Annotated in this window: 16 protein-coding genes, 1 pseudogene and 1 riboswitch; of the genes and pseudogenes, 5 read left to right on the top strand and 12 right to left on the bottom strand. The window is 72.5% G+C overall.

The features are described 5' to 3' along the window. Positions 1–9 precede the first annotated feature (9 nt). Positions 10–1,152 carry an MFS transporter gene (locus tag ACFYZ8_RS16355; protein WP_388533135.1) on the top strand — a complete coding sequence of 381 codons (1,143 nt, stop codon included), beginning with the start codon at positions 10–12 and terminating at the stop codon, positions 1,150–1,152. Between the two features lie 25 nt (positions 1,153–1,177). Here the strand turns inward: ACFYZ8_RS16355 and ACFYZ8_RS16360 are convergent, their stop codons facing one another. Together ACFYZ8_RS16360 and ACFYZ8_RS16365 are read right to left on the bottom strand one after the other, a co-directional pair. Next, on the bottom strand, positions 1,178–2,278 hold the full coding sequence (locus ACFYZ8_RS16360; protein ID WP_388533136.1) for an XdhC family protein: 1,101 nt from the start codon (positions 2,276–2,278) through the stop codon (positions 1,178–1,180). Then, a pseudogene (locus ACFYZ8_RS16365) lies at positions 2,271–2,889 on the bottom strand (VWA domain-containing protein). The gene ACFYZ8_RS16360 and the pseudogene ACFYZ8_RS16365 overlap by 8 nt, the downstream one beginning before the upstream one ends. A 211-nt stretch (positions 2,890–3,100) precedes the next feature. Between ACFYZ8_RS16365 and ACFYZ8_RS16370 the strand changes: the two are divergent. Both ACFYZ8_RS16370 and ACFYZ8_RS16375 read left to right on the top strand, forming a co-directional pair. Beyond that, positions 3,101–5,017, top strand: a complete 1,917-nt coding sequence (locus ACFYZ8_RS16370) for a GTP-binding protein (protein ID WP_388533139.1) — start codon at positions 3,101–3,103, stop codon at positions 5,015–5,017. Positions 5,018–5,076: 59 nt separating this feature from the next. Beyond that, complete coding sequence (locus ACFYZ8_RS16375; protein WP_388533141.1) at positions 5,077–6,930, top strand: endoglycosylceramidase; 1,854 nt, start codon at positions 5,077–5,079, stop codon at positions 6,928–6,930. Between the two features lie 93 nt (positions 6,931–7,023). Here ACFYZ8_RS16375 and ACFYZ8_RS16380 read toward each other — a convergent pair whose 3' ends face one another. After that, positions 7,024–8,268 (bottom strand): YncE family protein, encoded by a 1,245-nt coding sequence (locus tag ACFYZ8_RS16380; protein ID WP_359029238.1) that lies wholly within the window; start codon positions 8,266–8,268, stop codon positions 7,024–7,026. A gap of 184 nt (positions 8,269–8,452) precedes the next feature. Between ACFYZ8_RS16380 and ACFYZ8_RS16385 the strand changes: the two genes are divergently transcribed. Next, complete coding sequence (locus ACFYZ8_RS16385) at positions 8,453–9,115, top strand: TetR/AcrR family transcriptional regulator (protein ID WP_359029237.1); 663 nt, start codon at positions 8,453–8,455, stop codon at positions 9,113–9,115. Between the two features lie 21 nt (positions 9,116–9,136). On the opposite strand, the gene ACFYZ8_RS16390 is transcribed toward ACFYZ8_RS16385, so the two are convergent. The 3 genes from ACFYZ8_RS16390 to ACFYZ8_RS16400 all read right to left on the bottom strand — a co-directional run bounded on the left by ACFYZ8_RS16390 (position 9,137) and on the right by ACFYZ8_RS16400 (position 11,912). Next, positions 9,137–10,366, bottom strand: coding sequence for a glycosyltransferase (locus ACFYZ8_RS16390; RefSeq protein WP_388533144.1), 1,230 nt, complete (start codon positions 10,364–10,366; stop codon positions 9,137–9,139). 94 nt (positions 10,367–10,460) lie between these two features. Then, the gene (locus ACFYZ8_RS16395; RefSeq protein ID WP_388533146.1) at positions 10,461–11,321 is read right to left on the bottom strand and encodes a bifunctional 5,10-methylenetetrahydrofolate dehydrogenase/5,10-methenyltetrahydrofolate cyclohydrolase; all 861 of its coding nucleotides are present in this window, start codon (positions 11,319–11,321) and stop codon (positions 10,461–10,463) included. 21 nt (positions 11,322–11,342) lie between these two features. After that, a riboswitch (ZMP/ZTP riboswitch) is annotated at positions 11,343–11,425 on the bottom strand. A 124-nt stretch (positions 11,426–11,549) separates the two neighbouring features. Continuing rightward, complete coding sequence (locus tag ACFYZ8_RS16400; protein ID WP_359029234.1) at positions 11,550–11,912, bottom strand: nuclear transport factor 2 family protein; 363 nt, start codon at positions 11,910–11,912, stop codon at positions 11,550–11,552. A gap of 174 nt (positions 11,913–12,086) precedes the next feature. Between ACFYZ8_RS16400 and ACFYZ8_RS16405 the strand changes: the two genes are divergently transcribed. Continuing rightward, positions 12,087–12,383 (top strand): hypothetical protein, encoded by a 297-nt coding sequence (locus tag ACFYZ8_RS16405; protein WP_388533149.1) that lies wholly within the window; start codon positions 12,087–12,089, stop codon positions 12,381–12,383. A 62-nt stretch (positions 12,384–12,445) separates the two neighbouring features. Here ACFYZ8_RS16405 and ACFYZ8_RS16410 read toward each other — a convergent pair whose 3' ends face one another. The 6 genes from ACFYZ8_RS16410 to ACFYZ8_RS16435 form a co-directional block, all read right to left on the bottom strand. Next, the gene (locus ACFYZ8_RS16410) at positions 12,446–13,687 is read right to left on the bottom strand and encodes a type III PLP-dependent enzyme (RefSeq protein ID WP_388533152.1); all 1,242 of its coding nucleotides are present in this window, start codon (positions 13,685–13,687) and stop codon (positions 12,446–12,448) included. Next, entirely contained in the window at positions 13,684–15,417 is a 1,734-nt protein-coding gene (locus ACFYZ8_RS16415; RefSeq protein WP_388533155.1) for an IucA/IucC family protein, read from the bottom strand. The genes ACFYZ8_RS16410 and ACFYZ8_RS16415 overlap by 4 nt, the downstream gene beginning before the upstream one ends. Beyond that, the gene (locus ACFYZ8_RS16420) at positions 15,405–16,613 is read right to left on the bottom strand and encodes an MFS transporter (RefSeq protein ID WP_388533158.1); all 1,209 of its coding nucleotides are present in this window, start codon (positions 16,611–16,613) and stop codon (positions 15,405–15,407) included. Before ACFYZ8_RS16420 ends, ACFYZ8_RS16415 begins: the two co-directional genes overlap by 13 nt. Further along, the gene (locus ACFYZ8_RS16425) at positions 16,610–18,397 is read right to left on the bottom strand and encodes an IucA/IucC family protein (protein WP_388533160.1); all 1,788 of its coding nucleotides are present in this window, start codon (positions 18,395–18,397) and stop codon (positions 16,610–16,612) included. Before ACFYZ8_RS16425 ends, ACFYZ8_RS16420 begins: the two co-directional genes overlap by 4 nt. Continuing rightward, positions 18,394–19,566 (bottom strand): acetyl-CoA carboxylase biotin carboxylase subunit family protein, encoded by a 1,173-nt coding sequence (locus tag ACFYZ8_RS16430; protein WP_388533162.1) that lies wholly within the window; start codon positions 19,564–19,566, stop codon positions 18,394–18,396. Before ACFYZ8_RS16430 ends, ACFYZ8_RS16425 begins: the two co-directional genes overlap by 4 nt. 82 nt (positions 19,567–19,648) lie before the next feature. Then, complete coding sequence (locus tag ACFYZ8_RS16435) at positions 19,649–20,677, bottom strand: ABC transporter substrate-binding protein (RefSeq protein WP_388533165.1); 1,029 nt, start codon at positions 20,675–20,677, stop codon at positions 19,649–19,651. Positions 20,678–20,710 lie beyond the last annotated feature (33 nt).

Raw genomic sequence — 20,710 nt, forward strand, 5'->3', positions numbered from 1 at the left:
TGCCTTCTGGTGCTGCTCGACGTCACCGTCGCCCTGCCCGCGATCGGCTCGAGCCTCGGGGTCTTCGGTGCCGGATCCCCCGCCTGCGGTCTCGTCCAGAATGTCGGCGTGCTGGTGGCGGCGCGGGTGGTCCAGGGCGTGGGCCCGGCCCTGCTGCTGGGCACGCTCGCCCTCATCGGCCGGGCCTTCCCCGACGAGGCGGCCCGGGCCCGGGCGATCGGCGTGTGGGCGGGCATCGGAAGTCTCGCCCTGCCCGCCGGGCCCCTGCTGGGCGGCGCGCTGGTCGACGGACTCGGCCGACGGTCCGTCTTCCTGATCAACGTGCCGGTCGTGGCGTTCGGGAGGCCGAACACGGCGCGGCAGACGGGCGGCGCGATCGGCATCGCGGTGGCGGGTGCCGTCGTGGGAGGGCCCGGCGACCAGGCACGTTTCCTACGGGGTTTCCATGCCGTCGCGCTCGGCTCGCCCTGCTTCTACGTGGCCCCCGCGGCACTCATGAGGTCCGGGCCGCTCCGCGTACAGGGGAGCGGCCCGGATGCTGCGAGTATGCGCTGTTCACGGACCTCCTTCCCTTTCGGAGGTGAGGCGAGGGCTCGGACGCCCTCTCCATACGTCGGCGCGTACCCCTTGGGGCGCGTCTCACACCCGTCGATTCCGCCGCCGTCGTATCCGCGTGAGCGCGAGCACCACGACGGCGGCCCGCTTGGCCCCGGGACGCCGATCGCGCGCACTGGGTCGAGCGGCTCGTCGTCGGCCTCCCCGCTCGCCCCGGCATCTCCGGCCTCCCCGCTCGCCCCGGCATCTCCGGTCGTCCCGGTCGCCCCGGGGGTCTCCTCGTTCTCGCTCAGCCGCTCAGCCGCTCAGCCGCTCAGCCGCTCAGCCGCTCAGCCGCTCAGCCGGACACCGGGCGAACTGGCCGGTCAGCCGGTCGCCCACCTCGGCCGGCACACCCCGCCCGAACTGAGCGGGCCGCCCGGTCACCGCCACATCCGTCCGCACCGACACGGCCGCACCGCCGTCCTGCCCGGTGAGCGTGCCGGTCACCGCGGCCCGCGCGGTGTGCCCTGGCCGCGCATCTCCCGGCCGCCGGCGATCAGCACCATGCGGTGCGCGGTCTCGTCCCGCTCCTCGAAGACTGCGGTCCCCCTGTAGTTCCATGTCTCCCTCCAGACGGGCTTCAGGAGGACGGGTGGATCGCCCCGGCCGTCGCCGTCAGCGGGGTGCCGGTGCCGCCCCAGCGCAGCGCGACGATCTCGGCGGCCACGGACACGGCGACCTCCTCCGGCGTACGGGCCCCGAGGTCGAGTCCGACCGGCGAGCGCAGCCGGGACAGCTCGGCCTCGGTCAGCCCCGATTCGGCGAGCCGCTTCATCCGGTCGTCGTGGGTGCGGCGGCTGCCCATCGCCCCGATGTACGCGGCCGGCCGGCGCAGCGCCTCCTCCAGCAGGGGTACGTCGAACTTCGGGTCGTGGGTCAGGACGCAGATCACGGTGCGCTCGTCGGTGCCGGTGCCGCCGAGGTAGCGGTGCGGCCAGTCCACGACGACCTCCACGCCCTCGGGGAAGCGCTTCGGTGTGGCGAAGACCGGGCGGGCGTCGCAGACGGTGACCCGGTAGCCGAGGAAGTCACCGATCCGGGCGACCGCGGCCGCGTAGTCGATCGCGCCGAACACCAGCATGCGGGGCGGTGGGGCGAAGGAGTGCAGGAAGACGCCGACCGCGTCCTCGCGCCGCTCGCCGTGCGGGCCGTAGTGCCTCAACCCCGTGGCACCCAGGGCGAGTTCGCCGCGCGCGTCGGCGGTGACCGCGACGTCAAGGCCGGTGGTGCCGAGGGTGCCCGCGACCCGGTCCGGCCACACGGCGAGCGTGGCACCACGGGGTGCGGGGCCGTCGGTCACGGTCGCCACGGTCACCGGGCGGCCCGCGGCGACCGACTCCGCGAGCTCGCCGAACGCGGGGTCGAGGACGGCCGTCACGGGCCGTACGAGAAGGGTGATCTCACCGCCGCAGGTGAGGCCCACCGCGAACGCGTCCTCGTCGCTGTACCCGAACGTCTCCAGACGGGCCTCGCCGCTCGCCACGACCTCCTGGGCCAGCTCGAACACCGCCCCCTCGACGCAGCCGCCGGACACACTGCCGACGACCTCGTCGTCCGGCCCGACCGCCATCGCGGCACCCGGATCCCGCGGCGCGCTGCGGCTCGTCGAGACGACCGTGGCCAGGCCGAACGGCACTCCTGCCGTGTACCAGCCGTTCAGCACCGGGAGGATGTCACGCATCGTCGGCTCCTTTCACCACCGCCGCCAGACGCTCCGGCGCGGCCAGGCTGTGCCCCTCGACGAACGCGTCCGCGCTCGGCAGCGCGGCCGCCATCCCGGCGGCGAGGGGCGCGTAACCGGGGCGCGCCTCGCGCGGATTGGCCCAGATCACCCGGTGCGCCAGCCGGTGCAAGCGTCGCATCTGGGCCGCGAGCAGCTCCGGATCGCCACGCTCCCAGCAGCTCACCGAGCCGGGTACCCCCGCGCCAGTCGGGCACGGCGGCGGCGAGCGCGGCCGTCGACAGGTCCGGGTCGCGGTGCGAGAGCTCGCGGGTGACACGGGCCGGCCTGGCGGCGATCGTGAACACCTCGGTGCGGGTGCCGCGGCCGCCATGGGCCGCCGCGTGGGCGAAGCGCGGCAGCGCGCCGGCGTACGGCGCCATCGAGCCGCTGACGTCCACGAGCAGCACCACCCGGCGGGGTCGCTCGGACCGGGTGCGGTGCCGCAGCCGGGTCGGTTCCCCGGCCTGCCGCAACCCCTGCCGCAACAGCTCCCGCACGGCCCGGCGGGGATCGGCCGTGCCGCGTCCCGCCGGCCGGCGACGGGCCGTACGCCGTGCCTGGCCGTGCAGCGCGAACGCCGCGAGCGGCGGCGCAGGGCCGCGCGTGCGGCGGGGTCCAGACCGGACCCGACTGGTTGAGCGTTAATCCGTTGCCGTCGTCGGCGGGCACCTGCTGCACTTGGGGTGTCCTTGCCGTCGCGCGATCCAGGAGCCGTCATGCGCACTGCGTCCATGTCCATCCCGGAAGGAATCTCCCTCTCTCCAAAGGACATGACGCTTCGTGCACGTGCTCAACCTCGGGATCCTCGCCCACGTCGACGCCGGTAAGACCAGCCTGACCGAGCGGCTGCTGCACTCCGTCGGAGTCATCGACGAGCTCGGCAGCGTCGACGCCGGCAGCACACAGACCGACACCCTCGCCCTCGAGCGGCGTCGCGGTATCACCATCAAGTCCGCCGTCGTCTCCTTCGCGGTCGACGACGTGACCGTCAACCTCATCGACACCCCCGGCCACCCGGACTTCATCGCGGAGGTGGAGCGGGTCCTCGGCGTGCTCGACGGCGTCGTACTGGTCGTCTCCGCCGTCGAGGGCGTCCAGGCCCAGACCCGGGTCCTGATGCGCACTCTCCAGCGGCTGCGCATCCCGACCCTCCTCTTCGTCAACAAGATCGACCGGCGGGGTGCCCGGTACGACGGGGTCTTGAGGGCCGTCGCCGAGCGCCTGACCGAGGCGGCCGTACCGATGGGCACGGTCGCCGGACTCGGCACCCGTCAGGCCCGTTTCACCCCGGGGATCCCTGCCTACGACGTCCTCGCGGACCACGACGACGACCTGCTGTCCGCCGTCGTCGAGGGACGGGCCGGCGAGGACCTGCTGCGTGGGGCACTGGTCGCGCAGACACGGCGGGCCCTGGTGCACCCGGTGTACTTCGGCTCGGCCGTCACGGGCGCGGGAGTGCCCGAACTGATCACCGGGATCAGGGAGTTGCTGCCCGCGGCCGACGGCGACCCGGAAGGGCCCGTCTCCGGCACGGTGTTCAAGGTCGAGCGGGGTCCGGCCGGGGAGAAGGTCGCTTACGCCCGCCTGTTCTCCGGCACCCTCGGCATCCGCGACCGGGTGCCGTGCGGCGAGGCGGGCGCCGAGGGCCGTGTCACCGCGATCAGCGTCTTCGACGGCGGCACCGAGAGCCGCCGGGACGCGGTCGCGGCGGGCCGGATCGCCAGGCTCTGGGGCCTGACCGGCATCCGCGTCGGCGACACCCTCGGCGAACCCCGCAAGGCCCCCGGCCGCTTCTTCGCCCCGCCCTCCCTCGAAACCGTCGTCGTCCCGGGCCCCGGCACCGACAGCACGGCCCTGCACCTCGCCCTGACCCGGCTCGCCGAGCAGGACCCGCTGATCGGCCTGCGCCACGACGAGGCGCGCCAGGAGACCTCCGTCTCCCTCTACGGCGAGGTCCAGAAGGAGGTCGTCCAGGCCACGCTCGCCGAGGAGTTCGGGCTCGACGTCACCTTCCGGGAGAGCACGCCGCTGTGCGTCGAACGGCCCGCCGGCACGGGTGCGGCCGTGCGGTTCAACAAGAAGGACGGCAACCCGTTCCTCGCCACCGTCGGTCTGCGGGTCGACCCGGGACCCACCGGCTCGGGCGTCGAGTTCCGGCGGGAGGTGGAGCTGGGCGCCATGCCCTACGCCTTCTTCAAGGCCGTCGAGGACACCGTGCACGAGACCCTCGGCCAGGGCCTGTACGGCTGGCGGGTCACCGACTGCACGGTAACCCTGACCCACTGCGGCTACTCGCCCCGCCAGAGCCACGCCCATCAGCGGTTCAACAAGAGCATGTCCAGCACGGGCGCCGACTTCCGTGGCGTGACCCCGCCGGTCCTGGTCGAGGCCCTGCGCCGGGCGGGCACCCGGGTCTACGAGCCCGTGCACCGGTTCCGCGCGGAGGCCCCGGCCGACACCCTCGGCGCCCTGCTGCCGGCGCTGACCGCGCTGCGAGCCGTTCCGGAGACCACCGGGACCCGGGGAGAGACCGGCACGGTGGAGGGCACCGTACCGGCGGCCCGGCTCCACGAACTGGAGCAACGGCTGCCAGGACTCACCAGGGGCGAGGGCGAACTGGAGAGCACCTTCGACCACTACGCGCGGATCACCCACGGCGATGTCCCGATTCGCCCGGCCCCTACCCGGAAAAGCTGAAACTTACTCATCAGTCATAAGTGTTGACGGTGTGCCGGATGAGTCGGACTGTAAGGGACATGCCGAATATGCGCGCGCGTCTGCTCGTTGTTCTGGTTGTCCTCTGTGGATTCCTGACGGTGGCGGGTACCCCGTCCGCCTCCGCCGCCACCATCGCCGACTCCCTGCCCTTCGACGGCACCGCCCTCACCGTGGCGAACGGCCGCTTCGTCGACGGCAACGGCCGCGAGGTCGTGCTGCGCGGCTACAACGTCTCCGGCGAGACCAAGCTCGCCGAGAACAAGGGCCTGCCCTTCGCCTCGGTCGCCGACGCCAAGAAGTCGGCGACCGCCCTGAGAGCACTCGGCGGCGGCAACTCCGTCCGCTTCCTGCTCTCGTGGGCCTACGCGGAACCGGTGAAGGGTCAGGTCGACACCGCCTACCTGGCGAACGCCACCGCGCAGCTGCGCGCCTTCCTCGACGCGGGCATCCGGGTCTACCCGGACTTCCACCAGGACCTGTACTCCCGCTGGCTGTTCAACTCGGGCAGCTGGTACACCGGCGACGGCGCCCCCGCCTGGGCGGTCGCGCTCGGCAACTACCTCGCGGAGTCCTGCGGGATCTGCCTCATGTGGGGCCAGAACATCACCTCGAACGGTGCGGTGAAGGCCGGCCAGTACGACTTCTGGCACAACAACTACGGTCTCCAGGACTACTTCCTGGCCACCGCCCAGAAGACCATGGCGTACCTCAAGGCGAACCTCAGCGCCGAGGAGTTCGCCGGCGTTGCCGGCTTCGACCCCTACAACGAGCCCTACGCCGGCACCTACGACTCCGGCCAGAACAGCCGCACTTGGGAACGCGACGTGCTGTGGCCCTTCTATGTGAAGTTCCGGGCCCGGATGGACGCGGCGGGCTGGACCGACAAGCCCGCCATGGTCGAGCCGAACCTCTTCTGGAACGGCAACGTCAGCAAGGAGGAGGGCGGTCTCCTCGACGCGGGCACGATCGGCTCCCGGTACGTCTTCAACACCCACTTCTACGACCAGAAGGCCATCTCCGGCATTCTGATGTGGGGCAACGCCTCCGACGGCCAGTACGTGGGCGACTTCGGCACGGTCCGCGACCGGGCCTCGGCGCTCGGCACCACGGCCGTCGTCAGCGAGTTCGGGCACCCGCTGAACGGCTCGACCGCGGGCAAGGCGCCGACCGTCCTCAAGGCCATGTACCAGGCCCTGGACTCCCGAGTGAAGGGCGCCAACTGGTGGGCCGCGCCCGCGGGTTCGGGACCGGTCCTGTCCGGAACGCAGTGGCAGTGGGACATCTACAACGGCCGCCACCACGAGCTGATGAACGACAACCCCGACAAGGTGCAGACCTCCGGCGACGCCTGGAACGACGAGGACCTCTCCGCGGTCAGGCTCGACGACTCGGGCACCGCGGTACTCCGCCAGGACGCCCGGCTCCTGGACCGGATCTACCCGAGCGCCACCTCCGGTACGACCGTCGCCTTCACCTACGAGGACCGCTCTCGCGACGGCTCCACGACCCTGACCTGGAACCCGGTGCCGAGCAGCCTCCCGAACGTGGCGTCGCTGGTCGGGTCCGGCCAGTACGCGGTGCTGGTGTGGCGCTCGTCGAGCGGCTCGGCGCCCACCGAACTGCACCTGCCCGCCTCCTTCCCGACCGCGACCACCACCGTCGTCTCCGACCTGGCCACGGTGTACGGCCCGCCGTCGTACACCTCGTCCACCCCGGTCGGCGCGGCTGCCGAACCGGGCGGCACGGGCAGCCGGCGGCTGCTGCTCGGCGACTCCGACTCCGGCGTCCTGCACTACGCGCTGGTGACCAACGGGGCCTCCGCGCCCTCCGGGTCCGTGCTGAGCGCGGCCAGGTCCGAGCTCGCGGCCTGGACGGCGCAGAAGTTCGGCTGACCCCTGGGTACAGCGGAAAGCCGGGCCGGTACCACCCCTCAGGAGGGGGTGGTACCGGCCCGGCTGTGGCATCCGCCCGAGCCGGCCGGCCCGTTACGAGGAAGGGCTCGTCCAGTCGGCGGCCACATGTCCGAGGCGCACCCGCTGCGGGTGGTCGCCCACCGGCACGGACACCGTCTTCTGCCCGGTCGCGAAGTCGATCGCGGTGACCTGGTCGGCACCGCTCTCGGAGACCACACAGCTCTTGCCGTCGCCGCTGACGGTCGCCCAGTAGGGCTTCGAGGCGGGGACCAGCGGGCCCTCCTGGAGGGTGGCGCGGTTCACGACGGTCGCGTAGTCGTCCATCGTGCCGGCGACGCACAGCTTGCTGCCGTCGGGGCTCATCGAGAGGCCATGGTGGCGCGAGTCGTTGACCATGGTGGTGCGGTCGTCGCTGGTCGCCGGGTTCTTCGGCAGGGTCTTGGTGCGGGTGATCTTGTCGGTGGCGACGTCGTACTCGAAGAAGCCGTTGAAGAACGACACCTGGAAGTACAGCTTGGACTCGTCCGGCGAGAACACGGCGGGCCGGACGGCGTCGGAGTAGTCCGTGAGGCCGATCGCGTTCAGCTTGTCCCGCATGTCGATGATCTTGACCTGCTTGTAGGTCGTCGCATCGACCACCGTGATGTGCCGGTCGCCCTTGGTGAAGTCCTGCCAGGGGGCGTCGGAGTCGGTGTTCACGTCACCGATCGCCATGTTCCAGATGTACTTGCCGTCCTTGGTGAAGATGTTCTCGTGCGGCTTGTCGCCGGTGGCGAACGAACCCAGCTGCTGACCGGTGTTGATGTTCAGCACGTGCACGGTGTTCGCGGTCGAGGCGGAGACCGCGACCCGGGTGCCGTCGGGGGAGACCGCCATGTGGTCCGCGCGGTAGCCCGACACCGGGAAACGCCAGTTGATCTTCCCGGTGGCCAGGTCGATCGACACCACGTCCGCGAAGCTGGGCCGGGAGACGACCACCGACTTGCCGTCCGGCGTGGAGTACATGTCGTCGGCGAACTGGTCGTGGCCCTCGCCGACGCTGTTGCGGATCGCCATGAAGTAGATCCACTTGATCGGGTTGGCGTTGATCTCCGCCATCCGCGCGTCCTTGTCGGGGATGACGTTGATCCGGCCGATCTTCGCCAGGTCGCCGGAGGACTTGAGGACGTCGGCGGTGCCGTCCCAGTTGTTGCCCACGAACAGCACCTCGCGCAGGGCGGCGGTGTCCGCGGCGGAGGCGGTGGTGGCGGGGGCGGTGACGGTCAGGACGACGGCGGCGGCCATGGCCCACAGGTGTCTGGTTCCTCGAACAGGCATGACGGGTCTCCCTCAGGGCGGCTCATGACGGGGGCATGCCAATGCGGCAAAACTGAAGATGCGTGCTTTCAGAGTGAACTTACTGCAAAGTAAGGAAGGGGCGCCCTTCTCCACAAGACTGCGTGCACGACAAAATTGGCGCTCATACGGGAGGCCGGACGTTCCGGCCCGGGTGGGAGGTGCGGTGACGGGCAGGCTCAGGGCCCCGACCGGTCGTTACGGCGGCAAGACGGCCGCGGAGCGGCAGGCCGAGCGGCGCCGCCGTTTCCTGGACGCGGCACTCCAGCTGTTCGGGGACGCTCCCGGCTACCGCGCCACGACCGTCGCGGCCCTCAGCGAGGCCGCGGGCCTGTCCACCCGCCAGTTCTACGAGGAGTTCCGCACCCTCGAGGACGTCCTCGCCGCACTCCACCTGGAGGTCAACGACTGGGCGACGGCGGCCGTGGTCACCGCGGTGGCCGACACCGACCACCTGCCGCTCGCCGAGCGCGCGGCGGCGATCTTCCGCGCCTACGCGGCGAACGTCACCTCCGATCCGCGCCGGGTGCGGATCACGTTCGTGGAGATCATCGGCGTGAGCCCGCGGCTGGAGGAGCAGCGGCTGGCCCGTCGGGCGCACTGGGTCGACCTCGTGTGCGCCGAGGCGGAGCGCGCGGTGGCCCGGGGAGAAGCCGCCCCCCGCGACTTCCGGATCGCGGCGACGGCGTTCATCGGCTGTGTCAACGGCCTGCTGCACGACTGGAACGCGGGCTGGGTGGACGCCACGCTCGACGAGGTGGTGGAGGAACTGGTCCGCCAGTTGGTGGGGATCCTGCAGCCGCCCGGCTGGGAGCCGGCCGGAGCATGAGCGGCTCGGCGGGCGTGTCCCTCACCCCCGCATCCGGTCCACCGCCGCCAGCACCGGCGTCACACCGTCCTCCGCACGGATACGCGCCCCCAGCGCCCGCGCCCGCTCCCGGTGCCCGGCATCCCGCGTGACCCGGACCAGTGCCGCCCCCAGGGTGTCGGCGGTCAGCCGCCGCAGGGGCAGTGCGCCCGGTGCCACGCCCAGTGCCACCAGCCTCGCCGCCCAGAAGCCCTCGTCGAACTGGATCGGCACCGGGACCGCCGGCACCCCCGCCCGCAGGCCCGCCGCGGTCGTCCCCGCGCCCGCGTGGTGGACCACCGCCGCCATCCGGGGGAAGAGCGCGGAGTGCGGCACCTCGTCGACGGTCAGCATGTCGTCACCGGTCGCCGCCAGGCCCGCCCAGCCGCGCTGGATCACACCGCGCAGCCCGGCCCGGCGCAGGGCCCGTACGATCTCGGCGCTGATCCGCGCGGGATCGGGCACGGTCGCACTGCCCAGGCCCACGAAGACCGGAGCGGGGCCGGCCTCGATGAACGCCCGCAGCTCCTCGGGGAGCGGTGTGCCGCCGTCGTACGGCCACCAGTAGCCCGCCACATCGAGCCCGCGCCGCCAGTCGCGGGGCCGGGCGACCACCCGTGGGCTGAAGCCGTGCAGCACCGGCCAGCCCTGCCGTTCGCGGGTGCGCAGTGCCGCGGCCGAGCCCGTCCGGGGCAGGCCCAGCCGGGACCGGACCGCCGGCAGGGCCGCGGCGAAGACCTGCTCCACCGCCAGATTCAGGCCGAGCCCGGCGACCCGGTTGCCCAGCGGGCCCCAGGAACCGACGCCCAGCATGGGCGGGGCGAACTCCCTTGTGGCCGCGAGGGGTTGCAGGTTGAGACCCAGGCTGGGCAGGCGCAGCCCCTCGGCGATGGCGTGACCCAGCGGGGCCACCGACCCGGACAGGAGCAACGCGTCGCTCACCCGGGCGGCGGCCACCAGGTCGTCGGCCATCTCCACGGCCAGCGCCCGCGCCATCGCGACCACCCGCGCCAGCTTGCCCACGCCGGTCGTGCTGCGGTGCAGGGCCCGTCCGCGCGAGGACTCCAGCTCGGCCCGGGGGTCGACCGGCAGGGCGTGGAAGCCGAGGCCGGCCCGCGCCGCGAGCGGCTCGAAACGGCCGTGGGTCACCAGGGTGACCTCGTGTCCGGCCCGCGCCAGACCGTGGCCCAGTCCCGTGAACGGGGCCACGTCGCCTCGGGAACCCGCTGTCATGATCGCCACCCGCACGACCGACAGTATGGCGCCGGACGCCCCGTCCCACGCGAACGAACCGCTGACATCGGCCAGTTCCGCCCGGCAGATCCGATCAGGAGGGGACGCCGGACCCAATCTGCCGGGCGGCCGCCGTCACCGTCTGCTCCAGCAGCGTCGCGATGGTCATCGGACCCACCCCGCCCGGCACCGGCGTGATCAGCGCGGCCCGCTCCACCGCGGAGTCGAAGTCGACGTCACCGACGTTGCCCTCGTTGTACCCGGCGTCGATCACGACCGCGCCGGGCTTGATGTCCTGGCCCCGGACGAGGCGGGGCCGGCCCACCGCTGCGACCACGATGTCCGCCTCCCGTACCGCCGCCGACAGATCCGCCGTACGGGAGTGGCAGTAGGTCACCGTGGCGTCCCGGGCGAGCAGCAGCATGCCGGCCGGCTTGCCGAGGATCGCGCTGCGGCCCACGACCACGGCCCGCTTTCCGGCCGGGTCCACGTCGTACGCGTCGAGCAGCCGCATGATCCCGCCGGGCGTGCACGACACGAAGCCCGGCAGGCCGAAACTCATCGTCGCGAAGGAGGCGAAGGTGACCCCGTCGACGTCCTTCTCCGGCGCGATCGCCTCGAACGCCGCCCGCTCGTCGATGTGCGGGCCCGTCGGGTGCTGGAGCAGGATGCCGTGCACGGTGGGGTCGGCCGACAACTCCCGCAGGGTGCCGACGAGTTCCTCGGTGGTCGTGGCCGCGGGCAGCTCCACGTGCCGCGACTCGATGCCGGCCCTGCGGCAGCGGTTGCGCTTCATCCGGACGTAGGTGACGGAGGCGGGGTCCGCGCCGACCAGGACCGTCGCGAGACAGGGCGCCCGTCCGGTGCGCGCGGTGAGGCCGGCGGCCCGCTCGGCGGTCTTCTCGACGATGCGCTGCGCGAGCGCGGTGCCGTCCATGAGCCGTGCCTGAGACATGATCCACTCCTGAGCCGATCGGGAAATCGCCCAGGCGCACGGCATCGAGTCCGCGGACCGCTCCCCGGTGGTGCTCCACCTCAGCGCCAGTCACGGTCCGGACATCAGACTAACCGACCCGTTACGGCGCTCTGCGCCGGCCGGCTCCCGGCGCTCACCGTGTCGGCGCCCGCGCCGGAAAGGTCCAGGTCGGCCGCGGCGTGATCTGGACCTTCGGCTCTCTTCCCGCTACTCGTCCCAGGCCTGGATGATGGTCTGTTCGACGATCTTGCCGTCCCGGAGCGTCAGCATCGACTCGGAGAGGACGCGTACCCCGTCGGAGTACAGGCAGGACTCGCTGAAGGCGGCGTGGTCGCCGTCGACGACGCACTGTTCCAGCTTGTGCGTCATGTCGCGGCTGTAGACGTCCTCGAGCATCGCGCTGATCTCGTCCCTGCCGTGCAGCACCATGGGGTGGCTGGGCTGGGTGTTGCGGTCCACGACGCGTATCTCGGCGTCGTCCGCGTAGAGCGACAGAAGAGCCGCGGAGTTTCCTTCGATGCCGCTGCGGAGGGTATCGGTGGGGAAGCCGGAGCTTGCCATGGTGCCCATGGTGACCTCCTTCGAGGGCGCGCGGCCCGAGGGGGAGCGGGCCGCGCAGGGCCTGTTTCTTCGAGACTCCTCCGACCCGGCGGCCACGGCAAGCGCAGGCCGCGCGCTCCGCCTGACGAGTGAGGGGCACGGGGCGGCCGTGTCCGCGAGGGCCCCGACCGCGTTGCTGGAAACATGATCTCAACTCGACGTATCGTCGCCGCCGTCGGTCTCGCCGTCGGCGTCACCGGTCTCACCGCACCCCTCGCGAACGCGGCCGACGCGGCCGCCCCGGACGCCGGGCAGCTCAACCCGATCGCCGTGATCGACTCGCTCGCGGTGAGCGACATCCCCGCGGAGCACAAGGACGAGATCCCGCCGGTCTCCCGGCAGCTGGCGGGCCTCAACCAGCTCAACGACCTGAACAAGCTGGACCAGGTCACCGGCCTCGTCGCCCCCGTCACCGGCCTGCTGCCGGGCATCGGCGGCTGAGACCCCCCGCACGGACACCGAGGGCCGCCCGGATCACCGGGCGGCCCTCGACGTGTGTCCGCTCAGGCGTTCAGGAAGTGGAAGCCGGGCCGCGGATGCATCAGGAAGTCATGGTGCGAGATGTTCCACGCGTAGGCTCCCGCCAGCGCGAACAGCACCCGGTCACCCGCCCGCAGCCCGGGCGCGGGCACCCGGCGGGCCAGCACGTCCTTCGGCGTGCACAGCTGTCCGGCCAGGGTGACGCTTCCCCCGGCCTGGACCGGGGCGGCCCCTGTCCCGTGGGGGGCTGCCCCCGTCCCGCCGGGCTCGCCGGTGGTGGCGGGCCGCGGCCAGGGATGCGGCCAGTCGTCCACCGCCAGCACCGAGAAGGGCTGGTCGTGGCCCTTGGCGGCCGGGGTCCGCAGATGGTGGGTGCCGCCGCGGACGACGGCGAACTCCTCACCGTGACTCCGCTTCACGTCCAGCACCTCGGTCACGTACCAGCCGCAGTACGCCGTCAGCGCCCGCCCCGGCTCGATCCGCAACGTCAGCCCCGGGTGCGCCTCGGTCAGCCGGGCCAGCCCGTCGCCGTACGCCGCCCAGTCGAAGCGGCGCTCCGGGTCGGCGTAGTCGACGCCCATGCCGCCGCCGACGTTCACCTCGGTGAGCGGCACGCCCAGTCCGGTGGCCCAGGAGACGACGGCCCGGGCCACCCCCAACTGTTCAGCCGCCTCCAGGCCACTGGCCAAGTGCGCGTGCACGCCCCGCAGTTCGAGGTGCGGGTAGGTGCCGTCCGTGAGGGCCACCACGACCTCGCGCGCCCGGGCGGGGTCCAGTCCGAAGGGCGTCGGGCGGCCGCCCATCGCCAGCGAACCCCCCTCCAACGACCCGTCGGGAACCGGGAGATTGACGCGTGGCAGCACGCCCACCCGGCGCCCCGGTGCCACGCGCCGCGCCAACTCGGCCAGCATCCGCAGCTCGTGGGCGCTCTCGACGTGGAACCGCTCGACGCCGCGTTCCAGGGCTATCGTGATCTCGTCCGGCGTCTTGCCCGGGCCGCCGAAGGCGAGCGGCCGGCCCGGCACCGCCTTGGCCACATGGGCGAGTTCACCGCCCGAGGAGACCTCGTACCCCTCGACGTACGGCGCGAGGGCGGCGAGGATCTCCGGCTCCGGGTTGGCTTTGGCGGCGTAGTACATCTCGACCCGTTCCGGCAGCGCCTGCCGTACGGCGGCCGCGTGCGTCCGAAGGGCCGCCAGGTCGTACACGTAGGACGGGAGGCCGGTGGAGTCGAGGGAGCGGACGTGGTCGGTGAGGTCGGTCATCGGTCGCTCCCCGTCCGGTCGCGCAGGATGTCCTCGGCCAGCGGGGACGGCAGCCTGACATAACCGGCCTCACGGTCGGCCTTGCGCTCCCAGCGGGTGAGCAGGTTGGCCTTGGCGGGCAGCGGCACACCGGCGAGCAGGGCGGCCAGCCGGGGCGGGCAGCCGTGCCGGTCGGCGTACGCCTGAAGGGTGTCCCGCACCCGGGCCCACAGCTCGGCCTCCTTGTGCGGGTGCAGATCGGCGAGAGCGGCGAGCAGTTCGGCGACATGGTTGACCAGCAGGCAGTACACGACCCGGTCCCAGCCGCGCTCGGCGTCGTACGTCAGCGGGCCCGCGACCTCGGGCGGCAGTGCGGCGAGGGTGTCCTCGTGATGTTCGGGGAGCAGCTTGGAGCCCTCCAGGTCGCGGAAGAGCACCTGGGCGGGCATGCCGTCGGCGTCCAGGCCGACGAGGACGTTCTGGAGATGCGGTTCGAGGACGAGTCCGTGGTCGAAGAAGGCGGCCAGGACGGGCGGCACGAGCAGGCCGAGGTAGGCCGACCACCAGGTGAGGGGGTCCGTGCCGCCGAGGAGGTGGGAGATGTGGGCGGGGCCGGTCGGGTACTCGTCGGCGACCGCGGCCGCCAGCAGGGCGGTGGTCGCCGGTGCGAGCCGCCGGGGCAGGCCTTCGCGCACGATGACGCCGAAGCCCTCGAACAGGGCGCGGTCCGGGCTGCCGTCCGGTCCCGGCAGGGCGAGGGTGCGGTAGGCGGGCTCACGCAGGACCGCGCTGCCGGGGAAGTTCTCGGCGAGACCGGTGAGCGCGGGGGCCAGGGCCCGGGTGAGGGCGACCGCGCCGGAGAGCTCGTAACTGCTGTTCTTGCGCAGGCAGTTGGTGATCCGCACATTCAGGCTGAACTTCAGGAAGGTCTCGCCGTCGTACAGGGTGCGCACCGACGCGGTGGCGGCGAAGGGCCGCCCGCCCGGACCGAGGTCGATCACGTCACGGCGGTCGAGCGCCGCACACAGTGCCGGGTGCGTGCGGAGCGACTCGTACTGCCAGGGGTGGACGGGCAGCAGCCGGTAGCCCTCGGGTACGTCCGCGCGCTGTCCGTCCAGTACGGCCGTGGCCCAGGGGGCCGCCGATTCCTCGGCGATCAGGTGGGCGCGGACCGCGAGATGCCGCAGTGGGAAGGACGCGCCGGCCTCCGGGGCGTACGCCGCCCAGGACCGCGGATCACCGGTGCGGGCCTTGGGCGTGGGGTGGAATCGGTGGCCGAGGAGCAGGGACTGCTCCGAGGCGAGGTAGGCGTCCCGGGCGGCCTCGCCCCTGGTGGCCAGGGAGGTGGAGATCGCCTGGTGGCTGGAGGCGATCTGCTCCAGGAACTCCTCGTTGCGCACCCCCGTGCGCAGGGACAGTTCGTCGTGCGTGTACTCGGCGAGCCGCCGCCAGCCGAGCTCCGACCAGCCGGAGTCCCGCTGTTCGCTCACCGGGCCGGTGAAGCGGTGGGAGCCGAGGAGTGAGGTGCGGCGCAGGGCGACGCGCAGCAGGACTCCACGGCGGGGGAGCCGCACCAGCAGATGGCCGTCGGCGACCACGGTCTGGTGTTCGGGTCCTGACACCTCGCGCAGCAGGCAGTTGAGGAGGGTGTGGGCGACCGCGTCGTCGGGAGTGGGCAGGGTGGTCGCGGGTGGGCGAAGCGGGCGGGGAGTGCCCGCGGACGGAGTCTCCGGGCGGGTCAGCGAGGGCATCGACGGCTCCAGCGGATACGGCGGTTCAGTGGGGGAAGCAGGGTCGCGAGGGCGGTGACGGTGGCGGCGGCGCTGCCCGTCAGCACGGGGGCGGCCGGGCCGAAGCGGGCGCTGCCCGCGGCCGCGGCCACGCCGGCGGCGACCGCGCCGGCCTTGGAGAAGAACTCCAGCGAACCGAACAGCCCGCCCGGTGCACGGCCCTGCACGCACTCGGCGGCCAGCACCTGCAGACACACCAGCCCGAGCGTGAGGCCCGCGCCGAGCAGCAGCCGCAAGCCGATCAGGGCGGCCGGCGAACCGGCCGGCCCGTGACCGGCGAGACCGAGCGCGATACAGGCGAAGCCGAGGGTGATCCCGGTGCGCGGCCGGTCCCGGAAGGCGGAGTGCACGGCGAGTGCCGACACCAGATAGACCAGGTGGGGCAGGGCGAACAGGGTGCCGGACAGCAGCGGGGAGGTGCCGGGCAGCCGTTCGTCCACGAAGGCGATGAGGTAGGGGAAGGAGACGACGGTGGAGAACACGAACGCGAACTCCAGGGTGTACAGCGTCTTCAGGGACACCGAGGGCCGAGTCCCGGTCACCGGCTCGGGTCTGCTCGCCGGCGCCCGGGAGGGCGCCGGTTCGGGCAGGGCCGCCAGCAACAGGGCGGCCGTGAGCGGGAGTACGGCGAGCAGGGCGTACTGGCGGTGCGGCGACAGCCAGCCGGACAGTGAGCCCACCACGATCGGCGCGCACACCAGCGCGGCCCGGGCGCTGCCCTGCATGAGGGTGAGCGCCCTGGACAGGGCGGGCCCTTCGAGGGCGGCGCCGAGATAGCCGTTGGACGCGGCGAAGGTGCCGCCCAGGATGCCCTGGAGGATCAGCGCCAGCGTGAAGGTGACCAGCGAGTTCGCCCAGCCGGCGAGCAGGAAGGACAGGGTCAGCCCCAACTGGGCCCGCAGCAGCAGCCGTTTGCGGCCGAAGCGGTCGGCGAGCCGCCCCCACAGCGGGGCGAACAGCGCGCCGAACACCGTCGGGACGACATACAGCACACCCGCCCAGCGGGCGTGCCGGTCGCCCAGCTCCGGGAGGATCTCGGTGAGATACGGCGGCAGCCCGAGTGCGGCGAAGGACGCGACGAAGTAGCAGCCCGCCACGGCGTGCACCTGGCCGCGGCCGAACACCGGGCGGGGGATGCGCAGTGCGGCGCCGCTCATGCCGTACTCCTTTGCCGCAGCAGGTAGTTGGGGCCGGTCGTGTAGTGCTTGTTGATGTCGGCGGCGCCCGTGCGCTCCTTGGACAGCAGCGTCCCGGCCGAGACCATCGCCTTCACCGGCAGCCGCGGAGCCTTGAGGACCCGGGCCCGCAGGACCTCGCCCGCGTCCCCGCCGAGCCGGTCCACGGCCTGCGTCAGCCGGTCGCGGACGAGGGAGAGCAGCCTTTCGCGGTGCGGCGTGAGCCCGAACGCGAAGGCTCCCGCGCACAGATGGACGGTGATGGTGGTGAACAGGTCGGCGACCGGGCCGTCCTGCGCGGTGAAGGTGCGCGCGTCGTCGAAGCCCCAGGGGCCGGGCAGTGCGGCCGCGAGGCGCTCGGTGTTGATGCGCGGCCCGTCGTTGTCCTTGAACAGCAGCCTCAGGCTCCGGGGGCGCAGGACCAGCGAGATGTTCTGCTGGTGCGACTCCAGCGCGATGCCCAGCCCGAACAGGGTGGTCTGCCAGTCGAAGAGCAGCGTGAGGAAGGCGTCCAGCAGGGCGAGCGGATCGCCGTCGAAGAACCGGTCGGCCAGGTGGTCGACGATCAGCCGACCGTCCGGTGCCGGGGCGAGCAGTGCGGCCGGCGGCACGACGACCGCCCCGTCGAGACCGGCCGGGTAGCGGCGGCACAGGACGGCGAGGAGTTCGTGGCCCGCGTGGGCCCAGGTCGTCTCGTCGGCGTGCAGGATCACGGCCCGGAACCGGTGCTCACGGGCCGCCGCCGTCTCAAGGAGCCGCTGTCCCGCCGCGCCGTCGGCCAGGGTGCCGGGCTTGATGGTGCGCTTGTTGCGCAGGCCCAACGTGGCGGTGGCCAAGGGCAGTTTGAGATGCACGGCAGGGTCCGCGAGGGTGGCCACCGTACGCATCGACAGCGTCGGCACGACGTCCAGGTACGACCGCTCGGCGAGCCGCGCGCTGTCGGTGAGGCCGGTGGCCCGCAGAGCCTCTTCGAGCGGGGCGCCGACGGTCAGCGGGTGGACGGGGAGGGCGACATGGGTGCCCTGCGTCTCGGGCAGCCCGAGTTCTGCCGGGGTCGGCCAGAACTCCGGGAGCGGGCCCGTCAGGGTGACCGCCTCGCGTGGCACGGCGAGCCAGCGCAGGGCGAAACGAGGGTGGAACTCCGGTGCGTAGGAGCGCAGTTGCTCCGTGGTGAGCCCGGAGCGGCCGCGTGCCGTCGGGTAGACGGGGTGGTCGGTACGGGCGGCGAGGGTGTCGTACGCGAGAGAGCCGGAGAGGCCCGTCCAGCGTGCGGGGTCGGAGCCGTACCGTGCGGTGAGTCGCCCGGCGATCTCCGTCCGTGTCCCGGCGTGCAGCCGCATCGTCACCAGCGTCTGCCGGCACTCCTCGGCGAACGCGTCGAAACCGCCCCGGTCCTCGGGCTCGGCGAGTGCGCGCAGCGCGGCGAGCACGCTCTCGCAGGAGCTCAGCCGGGTGCCCTCCGGCTCGCGCACGAGGAGCGGCAGCCGGGCGGCGTACTCGCACTGGAAGCCGTCCTCGGCGACGGGCAGCAGCAGGGCCCTGCCCTCGGGGCCCGCGAGCCGCAGCCAGGTGCCGTCCGCACGGTGGGTGAGGACGCTGCGGGTGCGCAGGCCGGCCACGTCCTCGCGCAGGAGGGCGCTGAGGACGCGGGTGAGGAGTTCGGCCTCACAGGTGTCCGGCGTGGGCGTCTCCCGCTCGCCGGTGTGCGTCCGTACCGGGGCCGGCGCCTCGCCCGTACCGGTGTCCGGTCTCGTCGGCGCGGTCACGGCTGGATCTCCCAGCGCCGTGCCGCCAGGAACTGGGCCGAGACCCGGTCCACCGTGGGCTGGTCGGTGCCGGTGGCCCGCAGGACGCCGAGGTAGTCGCGGTTGGTGCGGTACAGGCCGTGCCGTTCGCCGGTCGACCGCAGCGGACGGTACGTCAGATGCACGCCGTCGACGGTGAGTTCGGTGGCGGCGGGCGCCTCGGTGAGGGTTCCGGCGCGGTCGGCGCACGGGTACTCCAGACGGGCGGCGCCGTCGCGGCGGACGCCCAGGTCGGCCGGGAGCGGCTCGCCGAGGTGGGTGCGCAGGATGTGCTCGAAGAGCGGGACGTCCAGCAGCCGGGCCAGCAGCAGGTCGCACTGGTCGCCGATGGCACGGTAGTTGACCTCGATGATCCGCGCCCGCCCCGCGTGCACCACGAACTCGGTGTGACAGGCGCCGAACCCCACGCCAAGCGCGTCGAGTTGGGCGAGGACCTGTGCCTGGACGGGCTCGGGGTGGGCGGGGACGAAGACGAGGCTTTCCTCGATGAAGTACGGCGGCGGCGACAGCTCGGTGTGGAAGCCGCCCAGGACGTGGCGGACCTGGCCGTCGCCGAGCGTCTCCAGGGTGTGGAGCTCGCCGGGGAGGTACTCCTCGACGACGAGGACGGTGCCGGGGCGCCGGTCGAGGATCTCCTTGGAGCGGGTGACGAGGTCCTCCGGGCCGTCGACGAGCACGACGTCCTCGCTGGCCACGCCCTCGCGGGGCTTGAGGACGCAGGGGTAGGGGGCGTCGAGCGCCACCGGCCGGGTGATCTCGGTGGACCACACGGTGTCCACGCCCGCGGCGGCCAGATGTCTGCGCATCTCCGCCTTGTCCTTGGCGCGCAGGGTGGCCCGCCAGTCCTTTCCGGGCAGTCCGAAGTAGGCGGCGGCGAGGGCTGCCTGGGTCTGGAGGTGGTCGCTGTTGGTGAAGACGGCGTCGGGGCGGTGGTGGGTGGAGATCCGGGTGATCACGGCCCGGAAGTCCCGGACGTCGCACTCCAGGACCTCGGCCTCCGGATACGTACGGCGGTGGGCTTCGGGCCGGTCGGTCAGGACGGTCACGTCCAGGCCCAGGCGGGCGGCCGCGGGCCGGAAGCCCTCGGTGACGGAGTCGGTCGGATTCAGGGCGAGCAGGTAGAGACGCATGGTCGAGAGACGACTTCCGCTAGTGGGTGGGGGGTCGGGGCGGGCCGCACGCGTGGTCGAGGCCCGCCCCGGTCAGCGGGAGTTACTCCTTCGGCAGGGCCACACCGGTGGCCTTCGCCACGTCCGCGAGCATCTGCTCGGCGGCCTGGACCCCGATGCCGGACATCCAGGTCTCGTCCGGGACCTCGAAGACCTTGCCGTCCTTGACGGCCCTCAGGGACTTCCACACCGGGTTGGAGGTGACCTGCTTCTGCTGGGTCTTGTCCGGGGTGTCGGCGGTGGTGACGAAGATCAGGTCGGCGTCGGCCTGGTCGATCTGCTCGGGGCTGACGTCCTTCATCGTGACCTCGGGGTCGTCGGAGACCTGGGACTTCGGCCGCTCGAAGCCGATGTCGCCGAGGACGACACCGCTGTAGGAGTTCGTCTGGTACAGACGGGTCGGACCGGCGATGAAGCGGACCACGGACGCGGTCGGCATGGTGCCGCCGTCCTTCTTCCTGATGGCCTCGCCCAGCGCCTTGGCCTGTGTCTCGTACTCCTTGAGCTTCGCCGCGGCCTCCCTCTCCAGACCGAGGGCCTCGGCGTGGATCTTCAGGTTCTGCTTCCAGACCCCGCCGGTGGTCGCGGTGAAGACGGTCGGGGCGATCGCGCTGAGCTTGTCGTAGACCGCCTCGTGGCGCACCTTGGACGACAGGATCAGGTCGGGCTTGAGCGAGGCGATCTTCTCCAGGTTGGGCTCGAGCAGCGGGCCGACGTCCGCGGTGCCGCCGAGTTCACCCTTCAGGTACGTGGGGAACCCGCCCTCGGTCTTGAAGTGCGGGGCGACCGCGCCCACCGGGTCGATGCCGAGCAGGGTGACGTCGTCCAGTTCACCGGTGTCGAGCACGACGACCCGCTTCGGCTGGGACGGGATCTTCACCTCGCCCATCACGGTCTTGAGCGTGCGCGGGAAGCCGGACGAGCCGGCGGCGGCCTTCGCCGAGGTGGCGGTGTCGGAGGAGTCCTCGCTGCCGCAGGCGGCCAGCACGGCGGTGCCGAGGAGGACGGAGAGCAGCACGGCCACCAGACGGCGGATGCCGCCGGTTCCGGGCAGGGGAGAGCGCTTGGGCATGGGGGGTGGGTCCTTCTGGTCGGGATCAGGGAT

The sequence above is a fragment of the Streptomyces sp. NPDC001668 genome (genome assembly GCF_042893155.1).
In the GTDB taxonomy this organism is placed as follows: Bacteria; Actinomycetota; Actinomycetes; order Streptomycetales; family Streptomycetaceae; genus Streptomyces.

Bases quoted from the DNA above. Each gene is read 5' to 3' on its own strand.
- ACFYZ8_RS16360 (WP_388533136.1), bottom strand. From the start codon at position 2,278: ATGCGTGACATCCTCCCGGTGCTGAACGGCTGGTACACGGCAGGAGTG.
- ACFYZ8_RS16375 (WP_388533141.1), top strand. From the start codon at position 5,077: ATGCCGAATATGCGCGCGCGTCTGCTCGTTGTTCTGGTTGTCCTCTGT.
- ACFYZ8_RS16380 (WP_359029238.1), bottom strand. From the start codon at position 8,268: ATGCCTGTTCGAGGAACCAGACACCTGTGGGCCATGGCCGCCGCCGTC.
- ACFYZ8_RS16390 (WP_388533144.1), bottom strand. From the start codon at position 10,366: ATGACAGCGGGTTCCCGAGGCGACGTGGCCCCGTTCACGGGACTGGGC.
- ACFYZ8_RS16395 (WP_388533146.1), bottom strand. From the start codon at position 11,321: ATGTCTCAGGCACGGCTCATGGACGGCACCGCGCTCGCGCAGCGCATC.
- ACFYZ8_RS16400 (WP_359029234.1), bottom strand. From the start codon at position 11,912: ATGGGCACCATGGCAAGCTCCGGCTTCCCCACCGATACCCTCCGCAGC.
- ACFYZ8_RS16405 (WP_388533149.1), top strand. From the start codon at position 12,087: ATGATCTCAACTCGACGTATCGTCGCCGCCGTCGGTCTCGCCGTCGGC.
- ACFYZ8_RS16410 (WP_388533152.1), bottom strand. From the start codon at position 13,687: ATGACCGACCTCACCGACCACGTCCGCTCCCTCGACTCCACCGGCCTC.
- ACFYZ8_RS16415 (WP_388533155.1), bottom strand. From the start codon at position 15,417: ATGCCCTCGCTGACCCGCCCGGAGACTCCGTCCGCGGGCACTCCCCGC.
- ACFYZ8_RS16420 (WP_388533158.1), bottom strand. From the start codon at position 16,613: ATGAGCGGCGCCGCACTGCGCATCCCCCGCCCGGTGTTCGGCCGCGGC.
- ACFYZ8_RS16430 (WP_388533162.1), bottom strand. From the start codon at position 19,566: ATGCGTCTCTACCTGCTCGCCCTGAATCCGACCGACTCCGTCACCGAG.
- ACFYZ8_RS16435 (WP_388533165.1), bottom strand. From the start codon at position 20,677: ATGCCCAAGCGCTCTCCCCTGCCCGGAACCGGCGGCATCCGCCGTCTG.